Below are 24,105 nucleotides of genomic sequence, written 5' to 3'. Positions count from 1 at the left end.
TTTTATTTTTTAAAAATTACTTTGGGTAATCCTATTTCTCCGTACATCAGACTTTTGACTAATGGTTTTAAAAGTTCAGTAGCTAATAAATAAAGAGCTGGATCATGAGAGGTATTGGCTCGAACGACTACTTTCTGATCCTTAAAACATTTTAAGTCTGCGTAGATGAGACGGCGTTTCCAAAGATCGAGCAGGACGGTTTCAGCACTGTTTAGATCTACATAATCAGCATAGGGAGATAATTTTTCCATGAGGAACATATAGGCCCAAGGCGGAATAATAGCATCTGTTGAACAAATAATCCCAACCGCTTTATTTTTATACACAGAATAATCTACTGCTGCAATTGATTCTTTAAACTCTTTTTCTTTGACTATCATTCCCATAAAAAGGTGATCCTTGATATCTAATTCCACAATTTCAGTAGTGGGTTTATAATCTAAAAAGTCAAAAGCAATAATGCCGGAAGCGGTTGCTTTATTCACGAAAGTCTGAGTATCCATTGTTAGCAATATTTGTATGTTCCTATCTTATTTTTAAAAGCGCTTCTTCATATTTTTTTTCCACTGATGCCCAATCCAATACCGACCAGAATGAATCCAGATAATCTGCTCTTTTATTCTGATAAGCAAGATAATAAGCATGTTCCCAGACATCAATTCCAAGAATTGGGAAGCCTCTGTTCACCGGAAGAATATCCATCATAGGATTATCTTGGTTTGGAGTAGCGCTTACGGCAATAGACCCGTTGAATTTTACATACAACCAAACCCATCCGGATCCGAATTGTCCAAGCCCTGCCTTCTTCATTTCTGCCTTAAGATCTTCAAGGCTTCCAAAAGTGGAGATGATGGCTTCATTCAGTTTTCCTTCCGGTTTTAATTTAGGTTGTGGAGAAAGAATTTCCCAGAATAAAGAATGATTGAAGTGGCCACCGCCATTATTTCTTACCGCTGGACTGTATTCGCTGATTCTTTGTAATAAAGAATCAAGATCCGGGTTGGTTTCATTGGTCTGTTCTAATGCTGCATTCAGATTATCTACATAAGCCTGATGGTGCTTCTGGTGATGAATAGTCATTGTATTTTTATCGATAAATGGCTCCAGAGCATCATAAGCATAAGATAATTGAGGTAGTGTAAATGGTTTCATTGCATTTATTTTTTAATAATGTGTGACAAAGGTAATAATATATTTGAATAAAACAACTTTTAGGTTGTTTTATTGATTGAGAGATTTTGATTTGTAAGGTGTTGTTTTGTAGTGTTTTGTGTTTTTAATTTGAAGGTTATAGAAAATGACTATCTTTGTTGTTGAAAAATAAAACAACCTAAATATTGTCAAATGAAGAAACCGGCAGCAGATCGCATTCTGATGTTTTTAAAGATGAGAGGGGAAGCTACTTCACTTCTGATTGCTAAAGAACTATCCATCACGAAAGAGGGAGCAAGAAAGCATTTGCTGAACCTTGCAGAAGCGGGATTGATTGAACCGACAATGAAAAGTGAAGGAGTAGGACGCCCATCTACCTATTATACTCTTACCGATAAAGGGTTGGCTCAGTTTCCGGATACCCATGCAGAGGTAACGGTTCAGCTTTTGAAATCTGTAAAGAATCTTCTGGGAGAGAATGCTCTGGATCTATTAATTACAGATCGTGAAAAGAATACCTATGAACGCTATGAGAAGGCTATTTCAAAGACTAAAAATCTAGAACAGAGACTGGAAGTGCTGGCTGAAGCCCGAAGTAAAGAAGGATATATGGCGGAATGGAAAAAAGAAGGGAAAGAATATTTCCTGATTGAAAACCATTGCCCGATCTGTGCTGCGGCTACAGAATGTCAGGGATTCTGCAGAGCCGAACTTACCAATTTCCAGTCATTGATTGGGAATGAATATACAGTGGAAAGGGTAGATCATATTATTTCAGGAGGACAGCGATGTGTGTATAAAATCAGTCAGTAATCTATTTTTCATGATCTAAATTTATTTATAAATATGACTTTTAAGGCGGTAATCTTTGATATGGATGGGGTTCTTGTAGACTCTGAAGGCTTCTGGGCAAAAGCGGAACGTGAAGTATTTTCATCTTATGGTGCTCTAGTGACGGATGAACTGGCTGCACAGACGAAATATATGACCACAAAAGAGGTTACTGAATTCTGGTATGGAAAATTTCCCTGGGAAAATCTTAATGTATCTTCTGTAGAGCAGGAAGTTGTCTCTAAAGTCATCGAGCTGATTCAGACTGAAAATTGCACCATGTCCGGTGTACAGGAGTTTATTAAAGACCTTAAGAGCAAAAATTATAAAATAGGATTGGCTACCAATGCCCCGTTGCGCGTTGCCGATGCTGTCCTTGAAAAACTTCAGGTGAGAGATTTTTTTGATACCGTACACTCTTCCGAATTTGAAGAGCAAGGAAAACCTCATCCTGCAGTTTATCTTAGTTCAGCTCAACAGCTGGGAATATCACCTGAATACTGCATAGCGATTGAAGACAGCCATTCCGGGTTGAAAGCGGCCAAAGCGGCCGGTATGAAGACCATTGTTTTTACCAATAATGATGAAGCTATAGATTTTGAACATGCTGATTTTAAAATCCGGAATTTTACCTCTGCTCAATTGCCCGTGTTTTAATTTGTTGAATGTTTTTGTGGTCACTATCATTCATTAAAACAGTATTTACTTCAGCTTCTTCTGGGCTAGAATCAGTATTTTGTGAGGAGCTCCATCAACATCAAAATGGAGATTAATTTTTTAGAAGATTGATAATCCGGATTGAGCTGCTCGCGGATCTCTCCCAAAGCTTTACTGAGCTTGTTGCTTACAGTCTTGTTACTTATACCTAGAGCTTCTGCCGTCTCATTCACAGACATATTTCTTCGGATTCTCATATCATACACCTGCTGTTCCGTTGAAGGAAGTTGTGAAACAACCTCATCGATCATGGATAATAAAACACTTATTTCATTTTCTTCAAGCATTTCAAAATACTCAGAATCTGAAATGTCTATTTCCACTGGAATATCAAATTCATCAATACTCAGTGTAGGAGGGGCTTTTTTAAAGCTATTGTAATAATCCAGGATACGATAATGCAGATGGCGGAGCAGATAACCTTTCGCGCTTTCTGATTCATCTGTTTGTATCATGTCTGTATTCTCAAGGATCTTTATCCATAAATTCTGAAGCAGTTCTTCAGAAACTTCTTTATCCTTTGTCCGTACAAAAACGAAACGATACAGGTTATCCCAATACCGGTCATACAACAGCATAAATGCAGGGCGGTCGCCTGATTTTATTTTCTTTAATAAAGTAGAGTCTGTTAGGTTCATATTACTGCAACAAAATTACCTAAAGGAAAATGAACTTTTTGTGAACTTTAATTATGGAAAAGTTAAATATTTATGGAGATTATCCCTTGATTGTGAATTTAATGTTTAGTAAATGTGAAATAGGTTGAAAAACATCCGGGTTTTTGAATTAGTGTGAACAGAACGTTAAAAACAGGCTGGGGAAGTTTCTCATTTTCATAGTCTTATTGATAGAAGTATCTGTGAATACTATGAAATATTGTATGAAACGTTTTAATTATAAAAATATAGAAGCCTTTGTTTTCAGGCTTTGGACCCGTGAAATTTCAAAAGAAAAGATCTCTGAAAAGGAAGATGAACTTTTAAATACATGGAGGTCTCATGCAGAGAAAAATTTGGATGAAACCCATATGCAGGAATCTAAAAAAGAGTCTTGGCCGGTTTGGAGTATTATTTTGCTCCTTATGAAAAAATAGGCTATAGAAATCGTTTTCAAAAGAACATCTATAAAATTGCGGCGGTCATTATTTTACTTTTGACATTGAGCGGATTCTTCACTTATCATACATTCATTAAGCCGGATGTGTATCTGGCGGTATCAGAAAACCGAATTATTCATCTTGAAGACGGATCTGTAGTGACTTTATTACCGGGGGCAGAGCTTACGGTGGAAAAATCATTTCCTGCAGCTACCAGAGTGGTGGATTTAAAAGGAGATGCTATCTTCTCAGTAGCAAAATCGAAAACCCATCCTTTCATTGTTCATGCAGACGGTTTCAGTACAAAAGTATTGGGGACGGTATTTAAGGTATCTCAGTCTGGAAAGAAAAAAGCCGTAGATCTTTATGAAGGAAAGGTAGCTGTATCTTCTACCGGAGTTCCTGTTTCTTATCTGAGACCTAATCAGAAATGGACCAATCTGGGAGTTGCCCGTACCACTGCTATTATTTCATTTGCTCCTGACAAAGTATCGGGGAAACAACATCCAACATTATTGTCTTTAAGCTTTAACGATGTTCCTTTAAAAGAAGTTATTACTGTGTTGGAAGGTAATTACAGTACCAAAATTCATTATCCGAAAGAATTTGAAGATAAAAAAATTACAGCCGATTTTACGGGAGGAACTGTGAGTGAAAATATTGAAGCCCTGGCCTTTATTCTGGGGTTTGAAGTTCAGAAGAAAGATAATGTCTATCTCCTGAAATAAACATCATCAAAAAATTAAATAACCAGATAATCTTAATCAAAAGAGAACACTTACGTATGAAAAGTTTGAAATGTGGTTTTACCATAGCAGCCCTATTTTTTACTGTTGCAGCAGAAGCACAGGAATTGGTTCAGAAAGTTTCATTTTCTGTTCCTGCAAGCAGACCATTAATTGAAGTTTTGGAAGAATTTGCAGGAAAAACAGGCATGAGGCTGGCTTATTCAAAATATGATATTAAAGAGCTGAAGGTAAAAGGAGTAAAATGTGAAAATTCCTCTATCAATAATTGTCTGAAAGACATTACCAATGGTCTTCCTGTAGTATTCCGTTTGCATGGGGATCTTATTTCAATAAAATATGAAAGCTCTAATGCGATGCCGGGAAACGGGCGTATCTCAGGAAAAATAGTGGATGAAGTGGGAAATCCTGTGGTGGGTGCAGAAGTAAATATTGCAGGAAAATCAACTGTAACGGACAATAATGGAGATTTCTCTGTAGATCTGCCTTCGGGACTTTATAATATGACGGTAAAAGCACCTAAATACAATACACTTCGGGTAGAAAAATTATCAATCCTTAATAAAGAAACAAATACAGTTTCCTTTGCATTGAACCGGGTTTCTGATAAAATTACAGATATCAAAGAAGTGGTGGTTACAGCCACCCGTAAAGCAGATACTCAGGCAGGGTTGCTGGCCCAGCAGAAGAAAGCTGCTCAAATGAGTGACGGAATTTCAGCTGAACAGATTGCAAAAACGCCTGATAACGATGTGGGTGGAACCCTGAAGAGAGTAACCGGAATTACCACGATAGATAACAAATATGTAGTCGTAAGATCAATGGGAGAGCGATGGAATACAGCTGCTATGGATGGAATCAATCTGCCAAGTACTGAGGCCTATAATCAGAATTTCTCTTTTGATATTATTCCTACAGCAATGGTAGAAAGTGTGGTAGTAAGTAAATCTGCAACACCGGATATGAATGCCAATTTTGCAGGAGGTTTTGTGGAGGTAAGAACTAAAGATATTCCCAATGAAAACTTTACCACAGTAAGTATGGGAACTTCTTATAATGATCAGACGGCCTTCAAAGAATTTCTGACCCGCAAAAGAGGAAAGTATGATTATTTCGGGTACGATGACGGAACAAGAGATTTTCCTCAGGGTCTTAAAGCAATGAACTGGAACAATCCTATGTTTTTTGAGCAGTCAAGCCAGTTTAAGAATGATAATTTCACCACGTATAAGACCAGAGGAGATATGGGGTCTAATTTTCAGTTGGCATTAGGGAGAACTTATGCTCTTAAAAATAATAATAAATGGGGTTTTGCCGGAGCATTCATTATCAGAAATGAACAGAATAAGCTGGATATAGATCATACAGGAAGAGGAAACTGGCTGGACACTACAGATTTTGCTTTTGATGCCAACGGAAGAATGCCTTTTTATAATTTTAAGAATAAGGGAGCGTCCTATAATTATAATTCAACAGTGGCAGGAATGCTAAATTTTGGATTGCAGCTGGGAAAGAACAGAATTTCATTCCGTAATTCATATACCCATATCTACGATAATACACTGACAAGAATTACAGGCTGGGATGAAAATACCAGTGGAAGCGGTTCTCCTGCCAATGCGGAAATTGCCTATAATTATTTTTATCATGGAATAATACCTAATAATGATCCGTCAAAAATACCATCTTTAGATAAACCTTTTACGGAGAATACGGTTTATCCCGTTTATCAGATGTTTTTACAGAATAAACTGGAAGGAAATCATAAGTTCGGAAATATAGAAATCAACTGGTTCGCTGCCAGAACGGGAGTTTCATCAGATACTAAGGATTATACCCAGCACAGGACTTTATACAAGTTTGTAGGACGTGAAATCATGAATTATCATGTAGCCAATAATTCGGCAAGTGATTTTGCACGAGGGTATATCGCCAGCAAAGAAACAGATTATAATTATGGAGCTTCTTTTAAATGGAGCCTGGACAGAGGGAATTTTAAAAATGATATTAAAGTAGGATATGCCGGGGCCTCAAAAACGAACACGAATCAACAGCAGAAATTTTTACTGAGAGTAGATGGAAACAGGAATGTTCCGAATCCAAAATTTATGGAAATGTATGGATCTCTTGCCGACTGGTTTGATGGCTCTCATTATGCACCCGGAGGAATTGGATGGGAGACCCGGGCATTGTACATGGATGATGGTAAATATGAAGGTGAAGTTGAACAGCATGCAGCATATATAATGTTTGATAACCGTTGGAACAATAAATTCAGGTTAGTTTGGGGATTGCGTGCTGAATATTTTCAATATGATCTTATTTCTCAGCAAATTGAGTCTAAAAATGATTCTAATAACTTCACGAAAACAGGGGTAGATGATCAACGATGGAAATGGATGCCTTCTGCCAATTTTACCTATAGTCCCACCAATAAAATAAACCTGAGATTAGCCTATAACAAGACGGTTATTCGTCCTCAGTTTAATGAGAGAACCGGGTTGCCTTATTTTGACCCGATAGCCAATGGGCAGATTTTCAATACACAGATGGTATCTTCTACAGTGAATAACTACGATTTTAAATTTGAATGGTTTCCGGGATTGGGAGAAATATTCTCTGCCGGATTGTATTACAAGGATATTGACAGACCTATTGAGCGTGAAGGGCGTCTTTCAAATGATGGGAATTTATCGCTGTACAATGGAAACTCAAAAAATGCGAAACTGAAAGGAGTAGAAGTGGAAGTACGTAAAAACCTAGGATTTATTGCTGAAGGATCATTATTTAAAAAATTGTTTATCAGTGGGAATTTCACTTACAATACAACGAAAGTAATTGCTTTTAAAGATCAGTATAACACAGGAGAAAACGGTGAAACCTATGAAGTAGACAGACCTCTTTACGGACAAACTCCTTATGCCTATAATATTGGGCTGATGTATGATGGAGAACGATTTGGATTCAACTTCTTATACAATGCAAAAGGAGATCAGTATATGACGGTAGGATATTCTTACAATGCAGAAGAAATTCAGCGTCCTTATGCTGTGGCAGATGCGCAGATCTCATACAAACTCTTAAGAAACAGGAATCTGGAAGTGAAATTGAATGTAAGGAATATCTTCAACAGGGTAAAGGAATATTACAACAATTTTAATTCTTATTTAGGACATACTGACAATACAGGAAATAAAACTGCCCGGGAATTACAGGAACTAGTACCAGGTGCTACCAATAAGTACGATAAAGATATCGATAAGATTTTATTCCGTGCTTACAGCGGAAGAATATTCGGGCTAAGTGTCAATTATACATTTTAATGACGTATTGAACTCATCAAGAAAACTAATAAACTAATTAAGCAATGAAAAAATTACTATTAATTGGAATAACGATATTCTCGCTTACAGCGTGTCAAAAAGATGATCTAGCCGATTCTTCTGCTCCTTTCGAAATGAAGTCTACTTCAGCAGAATATCTTACAGTTTCTGAATTTCCTGTAACTCCTGTAAGTGGAGATATTACGTCCAATACAACCTGGAGTGGGGTAATTGAAATGAATGGAGTGATAAGGGTTAAAAACGGAGCTACATTAACGATCCTCCCAGGAACATTCATCAAAGCAAAACCGAATTATGATTGGGCTGCTGTTAAAGGAGTTCTTGTAATCACCAAGACAGGAAAGATCAATGCTGCAGGAACAGACTCTCAGCCGATTGTGTTTACAAGTTATAATCTTCTGGATGGAAATGAAGATACAACCGCCGCTCCGGGGGATTTTGGAGGAGTGATTCTTTTGGGAGATGCTCCTACGAATGTACCCAGTACAACTTCTATTGAAGGATTAGGTCTAAGTGGTGATTACTATTTCGGAGGAACTAATCCATCTCATAATGCCGGAACTATGAAATATGTACGCATCGAGTTTGCAGGATACGATTTTATAGGAGCCAATTCTGGTAATGAAGTGAATGGTTTAACATTAGGAGGCGTTGGCAATGGAACTACCTTAGATCATATTCAGGTTTCTTACAGCTTGGATGATTCCTTCGAATTTTTCGGAGGTACAGTAAACGCTACCAATTTGGTTTCTTTTGCTCCTGAAGATGATAATTTCGATTTTGATAACGGATATACAGGAAATATTACATGTGCTCTTTCTTTAGGAGATTATCGCTCCTATCATGCCACGAGCGGTGGAAATTCTGATTCTAACGGTATCGAATTAGATAACAATTCCACAGGTACAGCCACTTCCTTGATTACCAATCCTACCATCAACTACATTACTATCATTGGGGCAAGAAATGGAGTAGCAGGGCAGGGACTTGTTTATGAAAACGGAATTCATATCAGAAGAAATGGAAGGCTAACATTAAACAATGCTGTTGTAACAGGATATCCTACCGGAATCAGGGTAGAAGGGACAGGTTCACAACTTTCCGCGACTTCTAGCCTGAATTCAATCCTTGTACATGGGTTCAGTACTTCTGTTACTGGTACCGGCACAGCAGGAATCCCAACAGCTAATCTTCTTACAGGAAATATAGCGGCATTATGGGGAATGAACCAGCCTTTCTTCAATGAAGGCAGCTGGAATGTAGCTCCGCGAAATTGTGGAAACTTTCAAGGGAATTGGAATAAATATGATTTTTCTATTGTGGAATAAGTAATAAGAGCGTGGATCTTATAGATTGTTTCCAGCTCTTATAAAAATAAATGAGCTCTAGACAGAAAGGTACAGGTTTTCGGGATCCTGAAAATGATACGGAATAATACTGATGATGCGCACAGCAGTACCCAATCACTTAAAACCCGCACGCTATCATCTTTTCCCGGAAAATAGCGGATCTATAGGGAACTCAGACAGCTCAGCTCCTCCTGGTCTGTAGGATGAAAACAATAACCAAATCGCAGAAATATAGAGGCGGATATTTCTGAATATTAAAAACTTCCGGTCATAAAATAAATAACCGGATCTATCAAAAATTATAACAATGAAAAGATTAACTCTAATTGCAGCTGCTGCATTATCTCTTACAGCTTGTCAGAACGATCATTTAGCAGATTCTTCAACTCCTTTTGAAATGAAACCTACTTCAGCTGAATATCTTACAGCTTCTTCGCTTCCTGTAACTAAAGTGAGCGGGCCTATCACTTCCAATACAACATGGAGCGGAGTGATAGAAATTGATGGTACTGTAGCGGTTAAAGACGGAGCAACACTTACGATCCAGCCTGGAACATTCATCAAAGCAAAACCTAATGCAATAGGAGAAGGTTCAGGAATCCTGGTTATTACTAAAACAGGTAAAATCAATGCTACAGGAACAGAATCTCAGCCTATTGTTTTTACAAGCTACAGACTTTTAGACGGAGATGAAGATACTACAGCAACTCCGGGAGATTTTGGAGGAGTGATCCTTTTAGGGGATGCACCTACCAATGTACCTTTTACAACGACTATTGAAGGATTAACCGGTAGTGATTATTATTTCGGAGGAACTAACCCTTCTCATAATGCAGGAACATTGAAATATGTACGTATAGAATTTGCTGGTTATGATTTTGTAGGCGCTAATTCTGGTAACGAAGTAAATGCTTTATCACTAGGAGGTGTTGGAAATGGTACTACTTTAGATCATATCCAGGTATCTTACGGTCAGGATGATTCTTTTGAGTTTTTCGGAGGAACAGTAAATGCTTCTAACTTGGTTTCATTCGCTGCAGAAGATGATAATTTTGACTTTGATAATGGATATACAGGAACTATTACATGTGCTCTTTCTCTTGCTGATTACAATTCAGCACACACGGTAAGCGGAGGAAGTCCTGATTCTAACGGTATTGAGCTTGATAACAATGCAACAGGTACTGCTACTTCACTGATTACAAACCCTGTTATCAACAATCTTACTATCGTAGGTCCTAAATTCGGGGCTGCAGGACAAGGTGCAGCTTACGAAAACGGTATTCACATCAGAAGATATGGTAAATTAACTTTAAATAATGCTGTAGTAACAGGATATCCTACCGGGATCAGAGTAGAAGGTACTGGATCAGAGCTTTCTTCAGCTTCTAATTTCGCTTCTATTCAGGTTCATGGCTTTACAACTTCTGTTATGGGAGCTGGTACAGCAGGAATTCCAACGGCTAACCTTCTTACAGGAAGTACAGCGGCATTATGGGGGATGAACCAGCCGTTCTTTAACGAAGGCAGCTGGAATGTATCTCCAAGAAACTGTGGAAACTTCCAGGGCACTTGGACAAAATACAATTTTGCCATTGTAAACTAAAAAAATTATAAAAGCAAGGAACGGCCTAGGCTTGCTCCTTGCTTTCTTTTTCTAAAAAAATCTTAATAATCAGTATCATGAAAAAAATAATTTTATCATCTGTTCTTTTGTTATCTCAGCTGGCTGCAGCACAAATTCTGGTTTGGGGAAATACTTTTGATACTCCTGCCGATCTTCAGGGATGGACCTTCCATGATCTGAATGGCAACAGCAACGGGTGGATTCAGGGACCCAATATTTATCACAATGGAACTTCTTTAACTTATGGAAGTGCCGGGGTTCTAAGACATTCAACTAATAAGGTTCCTACTGGAAATGTTACAGATTTTGGAACTGAAGATGACTGGATTATTTCTCCTCAGATTGACCTTACAAACGCATCAGGAACAATTCAACTTACTTCTGCTATTGGAAGACAGAGAGCTTCCCATACTATTGTGAGCCGGGATCTTTATATTTATGTAAGTACGCCTCAAAAACAAGTTCCTGTTTTAGCAGATTTCCAGGCGATGACAGTAGACGGATCAGGAAATTACCTTCAAAGTCCATATAAAATACAGGTAGGTGCTTCAACTAACCCTTTTCCGACAAATCTTACTGAATTTGGGGAAAGCCTTGTAGACCTTTCAGCTTTTGCAGGTAAGAAAATTTATATAGGAATGTGGGCCAATAGAAATGCCTCAGGAAATAACATCATGAATATCAATATTGATGAAATGGCTATTTATGCCACCTCAACAACCTTAAACACAAAAGATGTAAAAAAGAAAGAAAATCTTACGAAGATTGCAGAAAATCCAGTAAAAGAACATTTACAGCTGCAGCTTAATCCTGCATTGAAAGAAAACAAAACAACAGTTCATCTTTATAACGCAGCAGGACAGCAGGTTCTTAACACTCCGTACTCAAGATTAATCAATGTAGCAGGTTTATCACAAGGAGTATATATAGCAGAAGTAACTGATGGAAAGACTACAGAACGTTTGCATTTTATTAAAAAATAAACATTCTGCGCTTTACAGCTAACCATGAAATATAACATGAAATTTTAATATACAATAATGGATGGTTGTTTTGATAAGAAGCAGCTGTCCAGAACATATCCAACTAGTTTTTTTATAATTGTGTATTGCCCTGCACAATGAGCAGGGCAATATTTTTTAAGTTAAAAAATAAGATAAAAGATGAATAAAATCTTTGCACTACTATTATTGTTCATATTGTTTTCCTGTACAGACAATACGGTGATGGAAAAATATGATCTTGCCCAAAAACCAGGAGAAGTAGCAATCAAAGGATACTCTAAACCAGATATACTTCAGTTGAGGTTCAATGGAGAACCCGTATCTATTGATGGAAAAAACTCCTATACCAATAAAATAGAAACCACGCTTCAGTTTGTATTGGATCAGGGAGAGACCAACAAGCTGGCAATATATAATTATGAAACAGGAAAAGAGGTCATGCAGTATAATATTACATATGATAATGTAGAGGAGTATAAAAAATTAGATTTCTTCAATCTTCCGGGAATCTTCCTGCAGACTGAAGTGATAAAACCACAAGTTAACCTTGGGAAGGTAGGGTTTGAATTTATTTTTCCGAATCTGGGTGAATTTTCGGGATCATCACTTGAAAATGTGAAAGGAGTTTTAAAAAGAGAAAACGGCGTTGTGTTAGCAGAATTTGACAATATTGGAAAGAGCAGTTTTACTCCCGTGAAGATATATAATTCTTTCGGTATTGCTGCCCCTGTATACCTTGAATTATACAAACCGGGAACTACAGAACCTTATGCCGGAGCTGCTGTAGTTAAAGTAAAAATAAAGCAAGATATGGGTGCCAATATGATCATCCTGCAGGAAAAGCTGGAGAATGGGGTATGGGTAGTAAAAGGGGATGTAGATGTGGTAGAATATTTATAACCAGAGATGAAAAACTTTTTTAAACTTCAATTCGTAGTGCTTCTCATCACTTTGATATCCTGTACGGATCATGATGAAAATCCTCCTGTTTTTCCGGATGGAAGTACAGAGTCCGTTAATCTTTGGATCCAGGATAGTCTGAAACGGTATTATTACTGGGCAGATCAGATGCCTGCCAAACCAGATTATCGCCTTCCGGTAAAAGATTTTTTCAAAAGTCTGCTGGCTCCGCAGGATCGGTTTTCTTTTATTGTCAATACAGAAGATCCTTCCAGTTATCCACGCTCGATACGGAATATGTATGGTTTCGATTATACAGTTCTTCAGCGGACCAATGGAGAAGTGATAACAGTGATTAAACTGGTTCTTAGTGATTCACCAGCATTCAATGCCGGACTTGAACGGGGAATGATCATTACTAAAATTAATGGAAAAACAGTAACACCAAGCAATGCTGAGGCTATCACTTCAACCATGAAAGATCTTATGGTTCTGGATCTTACTGTAGGACATTGGAATAATGGTGCTGTTACTGATGAAAAGGAGATTAAAGTATATTATGGATTATCTTTTGAACAGCCTTTATTGTCTAAAATATTTGAAAAAAATGGTAAAAAAGCAGGCTATCTGTATATCTACGATTTTCCGGATGGGATGACTCAGAAACTTAGCCAGAAATTTGCAGAGTTTAAAGCTGCCGGGATACAGGAACTGATTCTCGATCTTCGATACAACTACGGAGGGTCAGTGTCTGCTGCGGCCGCTCTTTGCTCGCTGATTCCTTCGGGAATATCCTCCACTTCTCCCTTCATTATTTTTAAAGGAAATAAAAACGGTGGTGAAGTCAAAAGAACATTCTCCCAACAGATCGCTTACGATCCGAAAGCGCTTGATTTTAATAGTTTACGCGCTAATGCCTTAAATTTGAATAAAGTTTATATCCTGACTTCAAACAGTACAGCTTCAGCTGCAGAAATCGTTATTCATAATCTGAAACCTTATTTGCAGGTAATTCAGGTTGGAGATGTAACGTTAGGAAAAGATATGGCAGGATTCACTGTGGAAGACAAACGTAAGCCTCAAAAAATACGCTGGCAGCTACATCCGGTAATTTATAAAGTATTTAATGCCAATGGATCCGGAGAATACAGTAGCGGAATTTCACCACAGATTTCAGTTAATGAATATACTGTATTGCCGTTATTACCTTTAGGTCATCCCGATGAAACATTAATTTCTTCTGTTTTGAATGGATCTTATTTTAAATCTGTCAATCAAAATAAATCTGCTGAAGAGGTTAAGATTTTATATCAGAGTGATGTTCCTCCTATAGCGGCTGGCAAGAATTTATAAAATATACATTGACCTTAAAAAAGAAAAATTAAAACCATGCAGGGAATAGAACCAAAACTCCACACCAGCCTGACCAGTCGTATTGAATATTACCGTTTACTGATAGAGGCAGAAAATGATTCCGAAGCCCCTTCATCAGATGTCATTACCCAGATTTCGGAATTGAGCAATTTGTATGAAGAATACCTGATGAATAAAAAAAATCTTGAAGAAAGTATCAAAAAATATAGAGCTTATCATAACGATCTAAGAAAAAAGCTAACCATGAGGCTCCGGGAAGTTAAGAGAAAAACGAGGCAGAAGTAGTTTCTTTTTTTATTCTTAAAGATGGTTATCGAAGAATAGAATTGCTTTTTGGGCTAAAGAGAAAAGAGAGCTCAATGGCTTCCGGACTGATGTTTACGTGAGTGTTCTTTCCTTATTTTAATCCAAAATTCATACATTTATAACATCAAGTTGAAAGATGAGGGGTTATGAGTTTTAATGAGTCTGTACTTTCCGGTTATTTGAATATATTCTGGCAGTTTTCCTGGCCACAATGGATAGTGTTTAGTCTTGTGAGCAATGTATTTTTATATTTATTTTCCATTGGATTGTATCTTTTTATTGATAAAACCTGCCGTAAAAGCCTATTGCAGGAGAAAGATCATCCTGTTTCAGCATCAGATTTTTATCTCAGTCTTTTTACTGTGATCTGTAATAGCGTTGTGATGCTGATAGGAGCTTTTCTATGGAAAAATGGATGGATTGTGCTGGGAAATAGTCCATCAGGGTGGATTGTTTTTGCTGAGGTTTTAGCATTACTGCTTTTAATGGATCTTTTTATGTATTTCTTTCACTATACTGCCCATTTACCTTTTGTATATAAAATAATCCATGGAAAACACCATGAGCATGTAAGTACCAACTACCTAAGCCTTTTCGTTCTTCATCCCTTTGAAACCATTGGATTTGGACTGATGATGCTGGTAGTATTACTCTGCTATGATTTTTCTGCGATTTCCATTTCCATTTACCTCTTCATCAATCTTGTATGGGGAACCATAGGGCATCTGAACCGGGAATTTTTCCCAATCAGTTTTGACCGTTTTTTTGTAGGAACTACAAGATTTCACAATCAGCACCATTTGGATGAAACTAAGAATTTTGGATTTTATACTTCTATCTGGGATAGATTGTTTCGAACATATAAATAGGAGAGTAGGTCATTTTAGTGTATAAATGGGATGTGATAAATTTTCTCGCAGATTTCATTTATTACACAGATTCTCCAAAGACTTTTTAATCGCCACTACTACACGAATAAAAACATGCATAATTCTAAAAACTATGTTTTCATGTTGTAAAAATTAAACTTTTTAACGAGGACATAGGTCCATAGAATGTAGAGGGGAAATACGTGGAGTTGTTTTTCTTGCTGAGGATCTTTGATTCTCTAGCGCCTTAACAACAGTTTGTATCATATTCCTTTGCGTCCTCGCGTTTCCCAACTAAAAAATATTACAGATTACAGAGATTTTCCAAAGGCTTTTTAACCGCCACTACTACACGAATAAAAACATGCATAATTCTAAAAACTATGTTTTCATGTTGTAAAAATTAAATTTTTTAACGAGGACATAGGTCCATAGAATGTAGAGGGGAAATACGTGGAGTTGTTTTTCTTGCTGAGGATCTTTGATTCTCTAGCGCCTTAACAACAGTTTGTATCATATTCCTTTGCGTCCTCGCGTTTCCCAACTAAAAAATATTACAGATTACAGAGATTTTCCAAAGACTTTTTAATCGCCACTAATATACATGAGCTCAAAAACTATGTAGTGAGAAATACTCACAAGATGTTTTCCTTGCTGAGTGAAACGCCCCTGCGAACATTATCAGAATCATTATTTTTCATCTCCTTTGCGCCTTTTGCGTTAAAAAAATATAGAATATTTATAAAAAGATGACCAGAAGTAGATAGAGAATAATAACTTCTAACTTCTAGTTTCCATCCTAATTCCCATTCAGCTCTTTGGCTTCATCCCAGCATGCCGCACAGAGGATTTTATAGTCACAGCTGGTAAACCAGTCTTCCTGGTCCTGATCTGTTTCAATCTGTTTCTCAATTTTTTCACATTCATCACACCAGGCGTCAGGGCGGCCAAGGTCTGCATCATCAAATTCATGAAAACCAACAGGAATTCTATCCAAAAGACTATGAGCGAGATGGGTACACAACAAACCTATTTCCTGCTTTCCGTGCAGAGCGCATTCTGTATATTTTTTTGACATTTTTAATAAGTAAAATTTTAGGTGTATTCAAAGCAGATTACGGCCTTTTTAATAGAATCATCATGGAATAAAAAAATCTGATCCGCTGCATTTTGCTGGAAATCATACCCTTCAATACAGGCGATGTAATCTAATAGCTGATTATTCAGAGTCGGTTTATTCATAAGATTTTCACCACCAAAATTAGAGTCTTCTAGGCTATTTTTCTCAATATTAAGTTCTTCAAAGATGCCATATACCTTTTGCTCTGCTCTTTCCACCATGTATTCTGAATCTTCATCCTTTTCAAGATCTTCAACGGTTAACTGACGTAACCTTTCCAGTCTGCGGATATCTTCAATGGTAAGGCCCGGTCTGTAAGAGTATTTGTCGTACAGTTTTCCATGCTTGTTGAAGTAGGCTTTTTTCAGCTGGTACATCGCTTCATTCATATTATATTCAATTTCCAGCTCAGAAAATTTCTGATGGTATTGTTCAGGAGTAATTTCTGTGGAAGTCTGGAAGTAATTCCAGTCAGCATCAAATTTATATTTACCCTCAATAATATCAAAACCCAGCATATCCTCTTTGGTAAATTGGGTATGATATTCAGGACGCGTTTCTCCTACACAGCCATCATAAATTTCCTTTACGGAAACAATATGAAGCCATTCATTTTTAGAAGGATCAAGCAGTTGAAGATTAAAGGAACAAATTGGGAGGAAATATTTTTTGTGATTTTCCAGGTCATCAAAGAATACATCCTCATAGGCTGGGAAAAGTTTGATCAGTTCACTCATGAAATCGAAATTAATTTTTAATGATTATAGTGTTACCACATTTAGTGCTTTCCAAAAATACAATTAATTAGAAGGAAACGGATGAATCAAAGCTTGATTTCCCTCAAAATCTTGTCCAGTAAGTAATTAAAATGCTCAAGTTCAGCTGAAGTAAGTATAGAAGCTGTCTGCTGTGTCATGGTTTTCCGGAATGTTTCAGAATTTTCAACTACAAATCTGCCTTTTTCAGTAGCTGACAGATTAAATTTTCTCCGGTCTGTTTCATCTTGATTCTGAGTAATAAAATCATTCCTAATGAGTGTCTTCAATTGCTTTGAAACCGCTGCAGGAGTAATTTTAAAAGCAGAAGCGATCTCTTTCCCTGTTGATCCTTTTTTACGAAGAATAAACTCAATTATATTATAGTGAGAAGCCGTTATTCCGTTAATATCTCCTCTGTTCATATGAGCGAGAATAAGACATTGGAAATCGGTAAACGTATCAAAAAATTTTTTTTCAACTGGTTTCATGGAATGAATTTTGATTAACTTAGTTAACTATTAACAAAGTTAATGATTTTAAAATGGAAAACATAGAAATTACTAATGCAAGGCAGAATAATCTCAAAAATATTTCCATAAAAATCCCAAAATATAAGATCGTAGTTTTTACGGGAGTATCGGGATCCGGCAAATCATCGCTGGTATTTGAGACCATAGGAGCGGAGGCGCAGCGTCAGATAAATGAAACGCAGAACAGCTTTATCAGAAACCGTTTACAACATTATGGCATTCCAGATGTAGACAAAATAGAAAATCTGAATGTTCCCATTATTATCAATCAGAAGAGGCTGGGAGGAAATGCGCGCTCTACTGTGGGAACGGCAGCTGATGTTTATGCTTCTCTGAGATTGTTGTTTTCACGAATGGGACAGCCTTTTGTAGGATATTCCAACGTATTTTCGTTTAATAATCCACAGGGTATGTGTCCGGAATGTGAAGGACTGGGTATTGTACAGACGGTAAATGTTGATACCCTGATTGATCAGACAAAATCTTTAAATGAAGGAGCTATTCAATTTCCAACTTTTCAACCGGGCGGATGGCGTTTAACAAGATATACGGAATCAGGTTATTTTGATAATGATAAAAAGCTGAAGGATTTTACGGCTAAAGAATGGAATATCCTGCTATATGAACCTGAACACAAACCGAAACACCCTGATAAAAGTTGGGGTAAAACTGTGAAGTATGAAGGAATTATCCCGAGGATTGAAAAGACATTTCTAAAAAAAGACTCCAAAGAGAATATTACCCGAAAAGATGCTTTGAATAATGTAGTCATCACAAAAGCTTGTCCGTCATGTCATGGAAAGCGACTGAATGAAAAGATTCTGAGTTGTAAGATCAAAGGAAAAAATATCGCAGACTGTACTGCTCTTTCTATCGATGAGCTGCTGGAGTTCATCCATAGCCTGAAATCTGAAGCTTATGAAGTGATTATTAAAGAACTTTCCGGAAAGCTTCAGAATATCATGAATATAGGCCTGCAGTATCTTACATTGGACCGGAGTACAAATTCTCTCTCAGGAGGCGAATCTCAGCGGATAAAAATGGTAAGAAACCTAGGCAATAGCCTGGTAGATTTATTGTATATCTTTGATGAGCCCAGTATTGGACTTCACCCAAAAGACCTTCAGAATATTAATACCATTATTCAGCAGATTAAGGATAAGGGGAACTCCGTTCTGGTGGTAGAGCATGATCCGGATATTGTTAAAGTGGCCGACTGGGTTATCGATATGGGGCCAGGCTCTGGTAAAAATGGCGGGGAAGTGGTCTATGAAGGCGATTTCAAAGGATTAAAGAAATCTACAGGAAAAACAGGATCTTATTTTAAAGAAAAACCTGTTATCAAAAAACAGTTCAGAAAACCTGACGGATATCTTGAGATAAGGAATGCCAGTCTTCACAACCTTAAAGATGTCAGTGTCAATATCCCAACTGGAATTATGACGGTTGTTACCGGTGTGGCAGGTTCTGGAAAAAGTACTTTGATTAACCATGTTTTACCTTCATTTTATCCGGATTTAACAGTTATAGATCAGTCCTTATTTACAGCAAGTGTCCGTTCTAATCTCCTGACGTATTTGAATATATCCGATACGGTACGAAAACTGTTTTCAGAGTCCAATCATGTTTCAGAAAAGCTTTTCAGCCGTAATAGTGAAGGAGCCTGTAAAAACTGTAAGGGACTAGGTGTAGAAAAAATCGATTTAGCTTTTATGGATGACATTGAACAGCCTTGTGAAGTATGTGGCGGTTCAGGATTTGATCCGGAAGTTCAGCAATATCAATATCATCAGAAAACGATTGTAGAAGTGATGAATATGACTGTTTTAGATGCCCGGGATTTTTTTACGGATCAAAATATGATCAAAAACTTTGATCTGCTGATAAAGCTGGGACTGGATTATCTGATGCTGGGGCAAAGGCTGGACAGTTTTTCAGGTGGTGAAAGGCAGCGTTTGAAACTGACCCGGGAACTGAAGAATACGAATCAGATTATTGTTCTGGATGAGCCAAGCACCGGATTGCATCCAAGTGATACTCAAAAACTATTGTCATTTTTTAATGATCTTGTAGGCCAGCACAATACCTTAATTGTTATTGAACATAATCTGGATATTATTGTCCAGGCTGACTGGATCATTGATATCGGGCCCGGAGCCGGAAAATTTGGTGGAAAAGTTTTGTTTGAAGGAACTCCTGCTGAATTATTGGAAAATAATCTATCTTTTACTGCTGAATTTCTGAGGAAACATCTTGAATAAATAAACCATTAAGATTTTTAAAGAAGATAAGAATAGGTAAGAAAAATTTTAGGATTTTTATAGTCCAAAGCTCTTAAAGAAAAGTTCATTCTTAATTCTCCTTAAACCCTTATGAAATCTTAATGGTTTACATCTTTATTGTAATCACAAATATCCACTATTATCATTGTGCTGTTTGTGAAAATATGAGTGCTAAAAACTACTTTTTCGATGCTTTTACAGCTGCTTGAATTCTCTTTTCAATAAGTCTCCAATCAAACATATGAAACACTCTTCCGTTACTCATCGCTACAAATACTCCTTTGGGAAATTTTGGTCCTAAATTAACATTCGTAACTTCTGAACCATCACTTTCAAGGGTAGAAACAGGAATCGCTGCAATTCTTCCCTTTGCCGGATTCTCTCTCAGATAGACATTGAAGGAGTCATTCTGCTGATCGGAAACCAAAATATATCCCTTTCCTTTGGAGGTAGGATAAATGGAGATTCCTTCCACATCAGATGTAAAGTCGCCCTGCCCGAAAACAAGAAGCTCCTCATTTCCTTTGGCCGGATCTGCATCATATTGGTGAACTCCAAACTGCTCATCAGAATAATAGATATATCCCAATTCATCATCTACTGCGATGCTTTCGATTTCCTTCAAGCCGCTGTATTTTCCAAACTTACGGACCACATCTCCTGTGATCTTTCCATCTTTTTCTGAAAGCTTATATTGCCATAGATAACCGTCCTTTGGTCCTGATTTTCTTCCGACAATCACAAAAACATCTCCGTTTTGAGGGTTTTTATACATGGATATTCCCATTGGACCACGTTCTGTTTCACCATCAAAAACAGAAATCTCACCAATCTCTTTCAATTCAGGAAGTGAATACAGCTTTACCTTATTGGTTTCACGTTCTGTAAAGGCTGCGATATCTGTTTTTTGTCCATTTAAAACAAAACCATATTCAATGTCCACATTATTAGGTCGTTTAAGCCCTGAAACTTTGTGGGTTATTTTACCATTAAGATCAAAGGCATACAAGCCGCCATCGGTATCTTTATCTGTACCAATAATAATGCTCTTTGAAGCATCTTTGGGATTGATCCATATGGCTGGGTCATCAGTATCATGAACTACGGTTTCCGTAATAACGGTTGGCTTTAATTTGTCTACGGATTGATTCTGTCCTTTGCAGCTCATTACAAAAGGAAAAATGGCAAGGGCTGCGATATAATATGTTATCTTCTTCATGTTTTTAAAAATCGAATTTCACGCCCAGGGTAAATCTAGGTCTGTAGTATTCTGCTTGTGCAGTTCTGTTGGGAATACCCTGATAATATCTTAACGGCTGATTCGTAAGATTATTGGCTTCTGCAAAAACTCTTAGTTGTTTGGTCACTTTATAGGAAGCATTGGCATCCAGGAAAAACTGTTTATCATAATAACGGTCGTCAAAGGATTTTCCACCTAATTCATCAATATAATGAGACGCATAATTCATAGAAACTCTTGCGGAAAAACGTTTGTTTTCCCATGAAAGCGATCCGTTGAACATATGAGGAGCGGCTCCCGGGAATCCTACATCTGTTCTTTCAGTCCCTTCATCATTGGTAATTCCTTTTGCTTTGGAGTGGGTATAAGTATAGTTCACATAAACTCCCAGACCTTTCCAGAATGCTCCCGGGATAAAGTCCAACTGTCTCTGTAAAGCTACTTCAAAACCGTAGATACTTACATTATCCCCATTGCGCTGCTGGGTAAATTTCCAATTGCTTTCGCCTGCAGGAATAGGGTTGGATTGTCCTGCAAAGTCGTTGGCGAAATCATTTGTGGTATAATTTCTTCGGGAAAAAGTATAAATAAAGTCTTTCAGGTTTTTGTAAAAAATACCTCCGGAAAGAATTCCGACTGACTTAAAGTACTTCTCTGCCATGAAATCGAAATTGTAAGCATAGGTTGCTTTCAGGTTAGGATTTCCTGCTGAAACGATCTCATCTTCTGAAATAACGTTCAGATAAGGAACTAGCGAATAATAGTTCGGTCGGGCAAGGGCAGTGGTAAATGCGGCACGAAGAACAAGGTCCTGAACAGGAACATACTTGAAAGATAAGTTAGGAAGCACATTGGTATACGTATTCGTATTATTGATTTTTCCAACCAAATCTTTTTCATTCATGACATAATTTCCGGTATAATCAATCTGGGTTGTTTCTACACGGGCTCCTACAATCATAGAGAGTTTATCATTGAAATCCTGATCCCAACGGATATATCCTGCATAGATCTGTTCTTTTGCACTATAGTTGTTGGATAAGAATTTTGAAGGTTTCGAATTACCTTTAAATAAAGTGGGATTAAACAAGTCCAATCCACCTAAATACACTGGGTCTACAAATGCTCCCGGAATGTAATTTCCAGCCTGGAAATTAGTTCCATCCAGATATACTGTGGGTACAGAAAGTAAACTTCCCATATTGCTGACAGGAGTGAAGGCATAGAAATCATTCTCTCTTTCTTTTTCCTTTAAACGCATACGGAAACCGGTACGAAGTCTTCCTTTTTGATCATCAATGACAGAAAAAGGGAAACGCACATTTACTTTAGCACCAAACTCCTTTTCCTGAGTGAAGCTGTTGGCATCTGAAAGGTCACTCAGTTTATAGCTTCCCAGATTATCTGCAGCAAGAAGATTGAACATGGGAGTCCTTGGATTACTTAAGTCCGGAGAGAAATTCATCTTGCTGTTTTCAAATTCAATATAGCGTTGATGAGGTTTGTCCTCGCTTGCAATAGCATAATTCATAGACCAATCCAGATCTACCTTAGAACCTAATAAATGTTCTCCTCTTAAGGCGTAATTCTGCACTTTTTGTTTCTCAAGTCGGGTATTGTCATTAGCGGCATCACCACCTTTATTCTGTCTTGTAATGCTGCCTTTCCAATCTATAATTTCAGACTCATCAGCATTATAAACCGGTTTTATTTTATACCCTAATGCAAATCTGTTTTCCTTATCATTTCTGAAATTGTACATGGCAGAAGCATAGATCTTATTTTTAGAATTGAATTCATAATCCATATTCAGGTCAAAACTATGTCTGATGCGGTGTTCATTATAGGAACGTATTCCCATTTTACTGATATAAGCAGTTTGAGCCTTATCATTAGCCTGGCTCCATACAGGTTCTATATTATCTGAACCAAAATTATTGTTGTTATAGGAAAAACTGAATACGGCACCTAATTTTTTGTTTAAAAAACGATTTCCATACACAAATCCGGCCGTATAATTTCCTTTCTCACGAATGGGATTGTAACCTCCTGCTAATGTTGCCGAAATCCTTTGGCCATTAGGAGAGGCTCTGGTAATCAGATTCACTGATCCTCCAATCGCATCGGCATCCATATCAGGAGTCAAAGTTTTATTAACTTCAATTGTGGAAATCATATCAGAAGGAATAAGGTCCATCTGAACATTACGGTTATCTCCTTCAGCAGAAGGAATCCGGTCTCCATTTAAAGTGACTGAGTTCAGATTGGGAGCAAGACCTCTGATGATCAGGTTTCTGGCTTCTCCCTGATCATTTTGTATGGTAATTCCCGGAACACGTTTTAGCGCGTCCCCAATATTCGCATCAGGAAAACGGCCGATCTGATCAGCAGAAATCACATTGGTAATATTAGAATTATTCTTTTGTTTATTCAGAGCTCTTGCCTGGTTCTTCAAGGTTGCTCCGGAAACTACAATTTCACCAATAGTGGTTTCTTTTTTATCGAAAATAATATTCTGACGGGTATTTTTTTCAGATTCCACTATCACATTATACTGATGAGTTCCGTAACCAAGATAGTCTACTTTCATGGTATAATTTCCCGGTGGAACATTCAGGAAAACAAAATTTCCATGTTCATCAGAGGTGGTGTATATATTTCCCGGGTTTAGGGAGATTTTGGCTCCCGGCAGGGCAATTTTGGCGTCATCATTAATATTTCCGGAAAGAGTTCCGGTTTGTGCATAGAAAAATAGAGAAGCACAAAACAAAACAGATGTAAAAATTTTCTTCACTTTCTTTTAATTAGATAAAAATCGGAACAAAATTAAACGTCTGTTTGGGGAATTACTTGAAGTAAA

Annotated in this window: 21 protein-coding genes; 13 read left to right on the top strand and 8 right to left on the bottom strand. The window is 37.4% G+C overall.

Annotated features, from left to right (window positions below):
• Positions 1 to 2 precede the first annotated feature (2 nt).
• Entirely contained in the window at positions 3 to 503 is a 501-nt protein-coding gene (locus H5J24_RS12800; protein WP_068942859.1) for a DUF2480 family protein, read from the bottom strand.
• 22 nt (positions 504 to 525) lie between these two features.
• On the bottom strand, positions 526 to 1,152 hold the full coding sequence (locus H5J24_RS12795) for a superoxide dismutase (RefSeq protein WP_068942860.1): 627 nt from the start codon (positions 1,150 to 1,152) through the stop codon (positions 526 to 528).
• Positions 1,153 to 1,344: 192 nt separating this feature from the next.
• On the opposite strand from H5J24_RS12795, the gene H5J24_RS12790 reads away from it, so the two are divergent.
• Positions 1,345 to 1,965: a helix-turn-helix transcriptional regulator gene (locus tag H5J24_RS12790; protein ID WP_068942861.1), complete on the top strand. Its 621-nt coding sequence runs from the start codon at positions 1,345 to 1,347 to the stop codon at positions 1,963 to 1,965.
• A 33-nt stretch (positions 1,966 to 1,998) separates the two neighbouring features.
• Complete coding sequence (hxpB, locus tag H5J24_RS12785; RefSeq protein ID WP_068942862.1) at positions 1,999 to 2,640, top strand: hexitol phosphatase HxpB; 642 nt, start codon at positions 1,999 to 2,001, stop codon at positions 2,638 to 2,640.
• Positions 2,641 to 2,711: 71 nt separating this feature from the next.
• On the opposite strand, the gene H5J24_RS12780 is transcribed toward hxpB, so the two are convergent.
• Entirely contained in the window at positions 2,712 to 3,338 is a 627-nt protein-coding gene (locus H5J24_RS12780) for an RNA polymerase sigma factor (protein ID WP_068942863.1), read from the bottom strand.
• A 242-nt stretch (positions 3,339 to 3,580) separates the two neighbouring features.
• Between H5J24_RS12780 and H5J24_RS12775 the strand changes: the two genes are divergently transcribed.
• From H5J24_RS12775 to H5J24_RS12730, 10 genes are all read left to right on the top strand, one after another.
• Positions 3,581 to 3,793: a hypothetical protein gene (locus H5J24_RS12775; RefSeq protein ID WP_232815555.1), complete on the top strand. Its 213-nt coding sequence runs from the start codon at positions 3,581 to 3,583 to the stop codon at positions 3,791 to 3,793.
• Positions 3,760 to 4,524 carry a FecR family protein gene (locus H5J24_RS12770; protein WP_232815554.1) on the top strand — a complete coding sequence of 255 codons (765 nt, stop codon included), beginning with the start codon at positions 3,760 to 3,762 and terminating at the stop codon, positions 4,522 to 4,524. Before H5J24_RS12775 ends, H5J24_RS12770 begins: the two co-directional genes overlap by 34 nt.
• Before the next feature lie 56 nt (positions 4,525 to 4,580).
• Entirely contained in the window at positions 4,581 to 7,865 is a 3,285-nt protein-coding gene (locus tag H5J24_RS12765) for a TonB-dependent receptor (RefSeq protein WP_082811158.1), read from the top strand.
• 44 nt (positions 7,866 to 7,909) lie between these two features.
• Positions 7,910 to 9,214: a hypothetical protein gene (locus H5J24_RS12760; RefSeq protein ID WP_068942866.1), complete on the top strand. Its 1,305-nt coding sequence runs from the start codon at positions 7,910 to 7,912 to the stop codon at positions 9,212 to 9,214.
• A 328-nt stretch (positions 9,215 to 9,542) separates the two neighbouring features.
• Positions 9,543 to 10,841, top strand: coding sequence for a hypothetical protein (locus tag H5J24_RS12755; protein ID WP_068942867.1), 1,299 nt, complete (start codon positions 9,543 to 9,545; stop codon positions 10,839 to 10,841).
• 77 nt (positions 10,842 to 10,918) lie between these two features.
• On the top strand, positions 10,919 to 11,845 hold the full coding sequence (locus H5J24_RS12750; protein WP_068942868.1) for a T9SS-dependent choice-of-anchor J family protein: 927 nt from the start codon (positions 10,919 to 10,921) through the stop codon (positions 11,843 to 11,845).
• Positions 11,846 to 12,025: 180 nt separating this feature from the next.
• Positions 12,026 to 12,766, top strand: coding sequence for a hypothetical protein (locus H5J24_RS12745; protein WP_228407610.1), 741 nt, complete (start codon positions 12,026 to 12,028; stop codon positions 12,764 to 12,766).
• 6 nt (positions 12,767 to 12,772) lie between these two features.
• A complete protein-coding gene (locus tag H5J24_RS12740) occupies positions 12,773 to 14,119 on the top strand; it encodes a S41 family peptidase (protein ID WP_068942869.1) in 1,347 nt (448 codons plus the stop codon).
• Between the two features lie 36 nt (positions 14,120 to 14,155).
• Entirely contained in the window at positions 14,156 to 14,425 is a 270-nt protein-coding gene (locus H5J24_RS12735) for a hypothetical protein (protein WP_068942870.1), read from the top strand.
• Between the two features lie 167 nt (positions 14,426 to 14,592).
• Complete coding sequence (locus H5J24_RS12730) at positions 14,593 to 15,315, top strand: sterol desaturase family protein (protein ID WP_068942871.1); 723 nt, start codon at positions 14,593 to 14,595, stop codon at positions 15,313 to 15,315.
• Between the two features lie 799 nt (positions 15,316 to 16,114).
• On the opposite strand, the gene H5J24_RS12725 is transcribed toward H5J24_RS12730, so the two are convergent.
• The 3 genes from H5J24_RS12725 to H5J24_RS12715 form a co-directional block, all read right to left on the bottom strand.
• Entirely contained in the window at positions 16,115 to 16,393 is a 279-nt protein-coding gene (locus H5J24_RS12725) for a hypothetical protein (RefSeq protein ID WP_068942872.1), read from the bottom strand.
• A 17-nt stretch (positions 16,394 to 16,410) separates the two neighbouring features.
• Positions 16,411 to 17,172 (bottom strand): hypothetical protein, encoded by a 762-nt coding sequence (locus H5J24_RS12720; protein ID WP_068942873.1) that lies wholly within the window; start codon positions 17,170 to 17,172, stop codon positions 16,411 to 16,413.
• An 86-nt stretch (positions 17,173 to 17,258) separates the two neighbouring features.
• Positions 17,259 to 17,681, bottom strand: a complete 423-nt coding sequence (locus H5J24_RS12715; protein WP_068942874.1) for a MarR family winged helix-turn-helix transcriptional regulator — start codon at positions 17,679 to 17,681, stop codon at positions 17,259 to 17,261.
• A gap of 53 nt (positions 17,682 to 17,734) precedes the next feature.
• On the opposite strand from H5J24_RS12715, the gene H5J24_RS12710 reads away from it, so the two are divergent.
• Entirely contained in the window at positions 17,735 to 19,984 is a 2,250-nt protein-coding gene (locus H5J24_RS12710; RefSeq protein WP_068942875.1) for an ATP-binding cassette domain-containing protein, read from the top strand.
• Positions 19,985 to 20,183: 199 nt separating this feature from the next.
• Here the strand turns inward: H5J24_RS12710 and H5J24_RS12705 are convergent, their stop codons facing one another.
• Together H5J24_RS12705 and H5J24_RS12700 are read right to left on the bottom strand one after the other, a co-directional pair.
• A complete protein-coding gene (locus H5J24_RS12705; RefSeq protein ID WP_082811159.1) occupies positions 20,184 to 21,224 on the bottom strand; it encodes a phytase in 1,041 nt (346 codons plus the stop codon).
• Between the two features lie 4 nt (positions 21,225 to 21,228).
• Entirely contained in the window at positions 21,229 to 24,039 is a 2,811-nt protein-coding gene (locus tag H5J24_RS12700; protein ID WP_068942876.1) for a TonB-dependent receptor, read from the bottom strand.
• Between the last annotated feature and the right edge of the window lie 66 nt (positions 24,040 to 24,105).

The sequence above is a fragment of the Chryseobacterium capnotolerans genome (assembly GCF_021278965.1).
Taxonomy (GTDB): domain Bacteria; phylum Bacteroidota; class Bacteroidia; order Flavobacteriales; family Weeksellaceae; genus Chryseobacterium; species Chryseobacterium capnotolerans.
This window is presented reverse-complemented; position numbering and strand designations above follow the sequence as displayed.

Coding starts and splice junctions, on each gene's coding strand:
- H5J24_RS12730 (WP_068942871.1), top strand. CDS start 14,593: ATGAGTTTTAATGAGTCTGTACTTTCCGGTTATTTGAATATATTCTGG.
- H5J24_RS12710 (WP_068942875.1), top strand. CDS start 17,735: ATGGAAAACATAGAAATTACTAATGCAAGGCAGAATAATCTCAAAAAT.
- H5J24_RS12715 (WP_068942874.1), bottom strand. CDS start 17,681: ATGAAACCAGTTGAAAAAAAATTTTTTGATACGTTTACCGATTTCCAA.
- H5J24_RS12760 (WP_068942866.1), top strand. CDS start 7,910: ATGAAAAAATTACTATTAATTGGAATAACGATATTCTCGCTTACAGCG.
- hxpB (WP_068942862.1), top strand. CDS start 1,999: ATGACTTTTAAGGCGGTAATCTTTGATATGGATGGGGTTCTTGTAGAC.
- H5J24_RS12800 (WP_068942859.1), bottom strand. CDS start 503: ATGGATACTCAGACTTTCGTGAATAAAGCAACCGCTTCCGGCATTATT.
- H5J24_RS12725 (WP_068942872.1), bottom strand. CDS start 16,393: ATGTCAAAAAAATATACAGAATGCGCTCTGCACGGAAAGCAGGAAATA.
- H5J24_RS12765 (WP_082811158.1), top strand. CDS start 4,581: ATGAAAAGTTTGAAATGTGGTTTTACCATAGCAGCCCTATTTTTTACT.
- H5J24_RS12780 (WP_068942863.1), bottom strand. CDS start 3,338: ATGAACCTAACAGACTCTACTTTATTAAAGAAAATAAAATCAGGCGAC.
- H5J24_RS12735 (WP_068942870.1), top strand. CDS start 14,156: ATGCAGGGAATAGAACCAAAACTCCACACCAGCCTGACCAGTCGTATT.
- H5J24_RS12775 (WP_232815555.1), top strand. CDS start 3,581: ATGAAACGTTTTAATTATAAAAATATAGAAGCCTTTGTTTTCAGGCTT.
- H5J24_RS12740 (WP_068942869.1), top strand. CDS start 12,773: ATGAAAAACTTTTTTAAACTTCAATTCGTAGTGCTTCTCATCACTTTG.
- H5J24_RS12750 (WP_068942868.1), top strand. CDS start 10,919: ATGAAAAAAATAATTTTATCATCTGTTCTTTTGTTATCTCAGCTGGCT.
- H5J24_RS12790 (WP_068942861.1), top strand. CDS start 1,345: ATGAAGAAACCGGCAGCAGATCGCATTCTGATGTTTTTAAAGATGAGA.
- H5J24_RS12795 (WP_068942860.1), bottom strand. CDS start 1,152: ATGAAACCATTTACACTACCTCAATTATCTTATGCTTATGATGCTCTG.
- H5J24_RS12745 (WP_228407610.1), top strand. CDS start 12,026: ATGAATAAAATCTTTGCACTACTATTATTGTTCATATTGTTTTCCTGT.
- H5J24_RS12720 (WP_068942873.1), bottom strand. CDS start 17,172: ATGAGTGAACTGATCAAACTTTTCCCAGCCTATGAGGATGTATTCTTT.
- H5J24_RS12755 (WP_068942867.1), top strand. CDS start 9,543: ATGAAAAGATTAACTCTAATTGCAGCTGCTGCATTATCTCTTACAGCT.
- H5J24_RS12705 (WP_082811159.1), bottom strand. CDS start 21,224: ATGAAGAAGATAACATATTATATCGCAGCCCTTGCCATTTTTCCTTTT.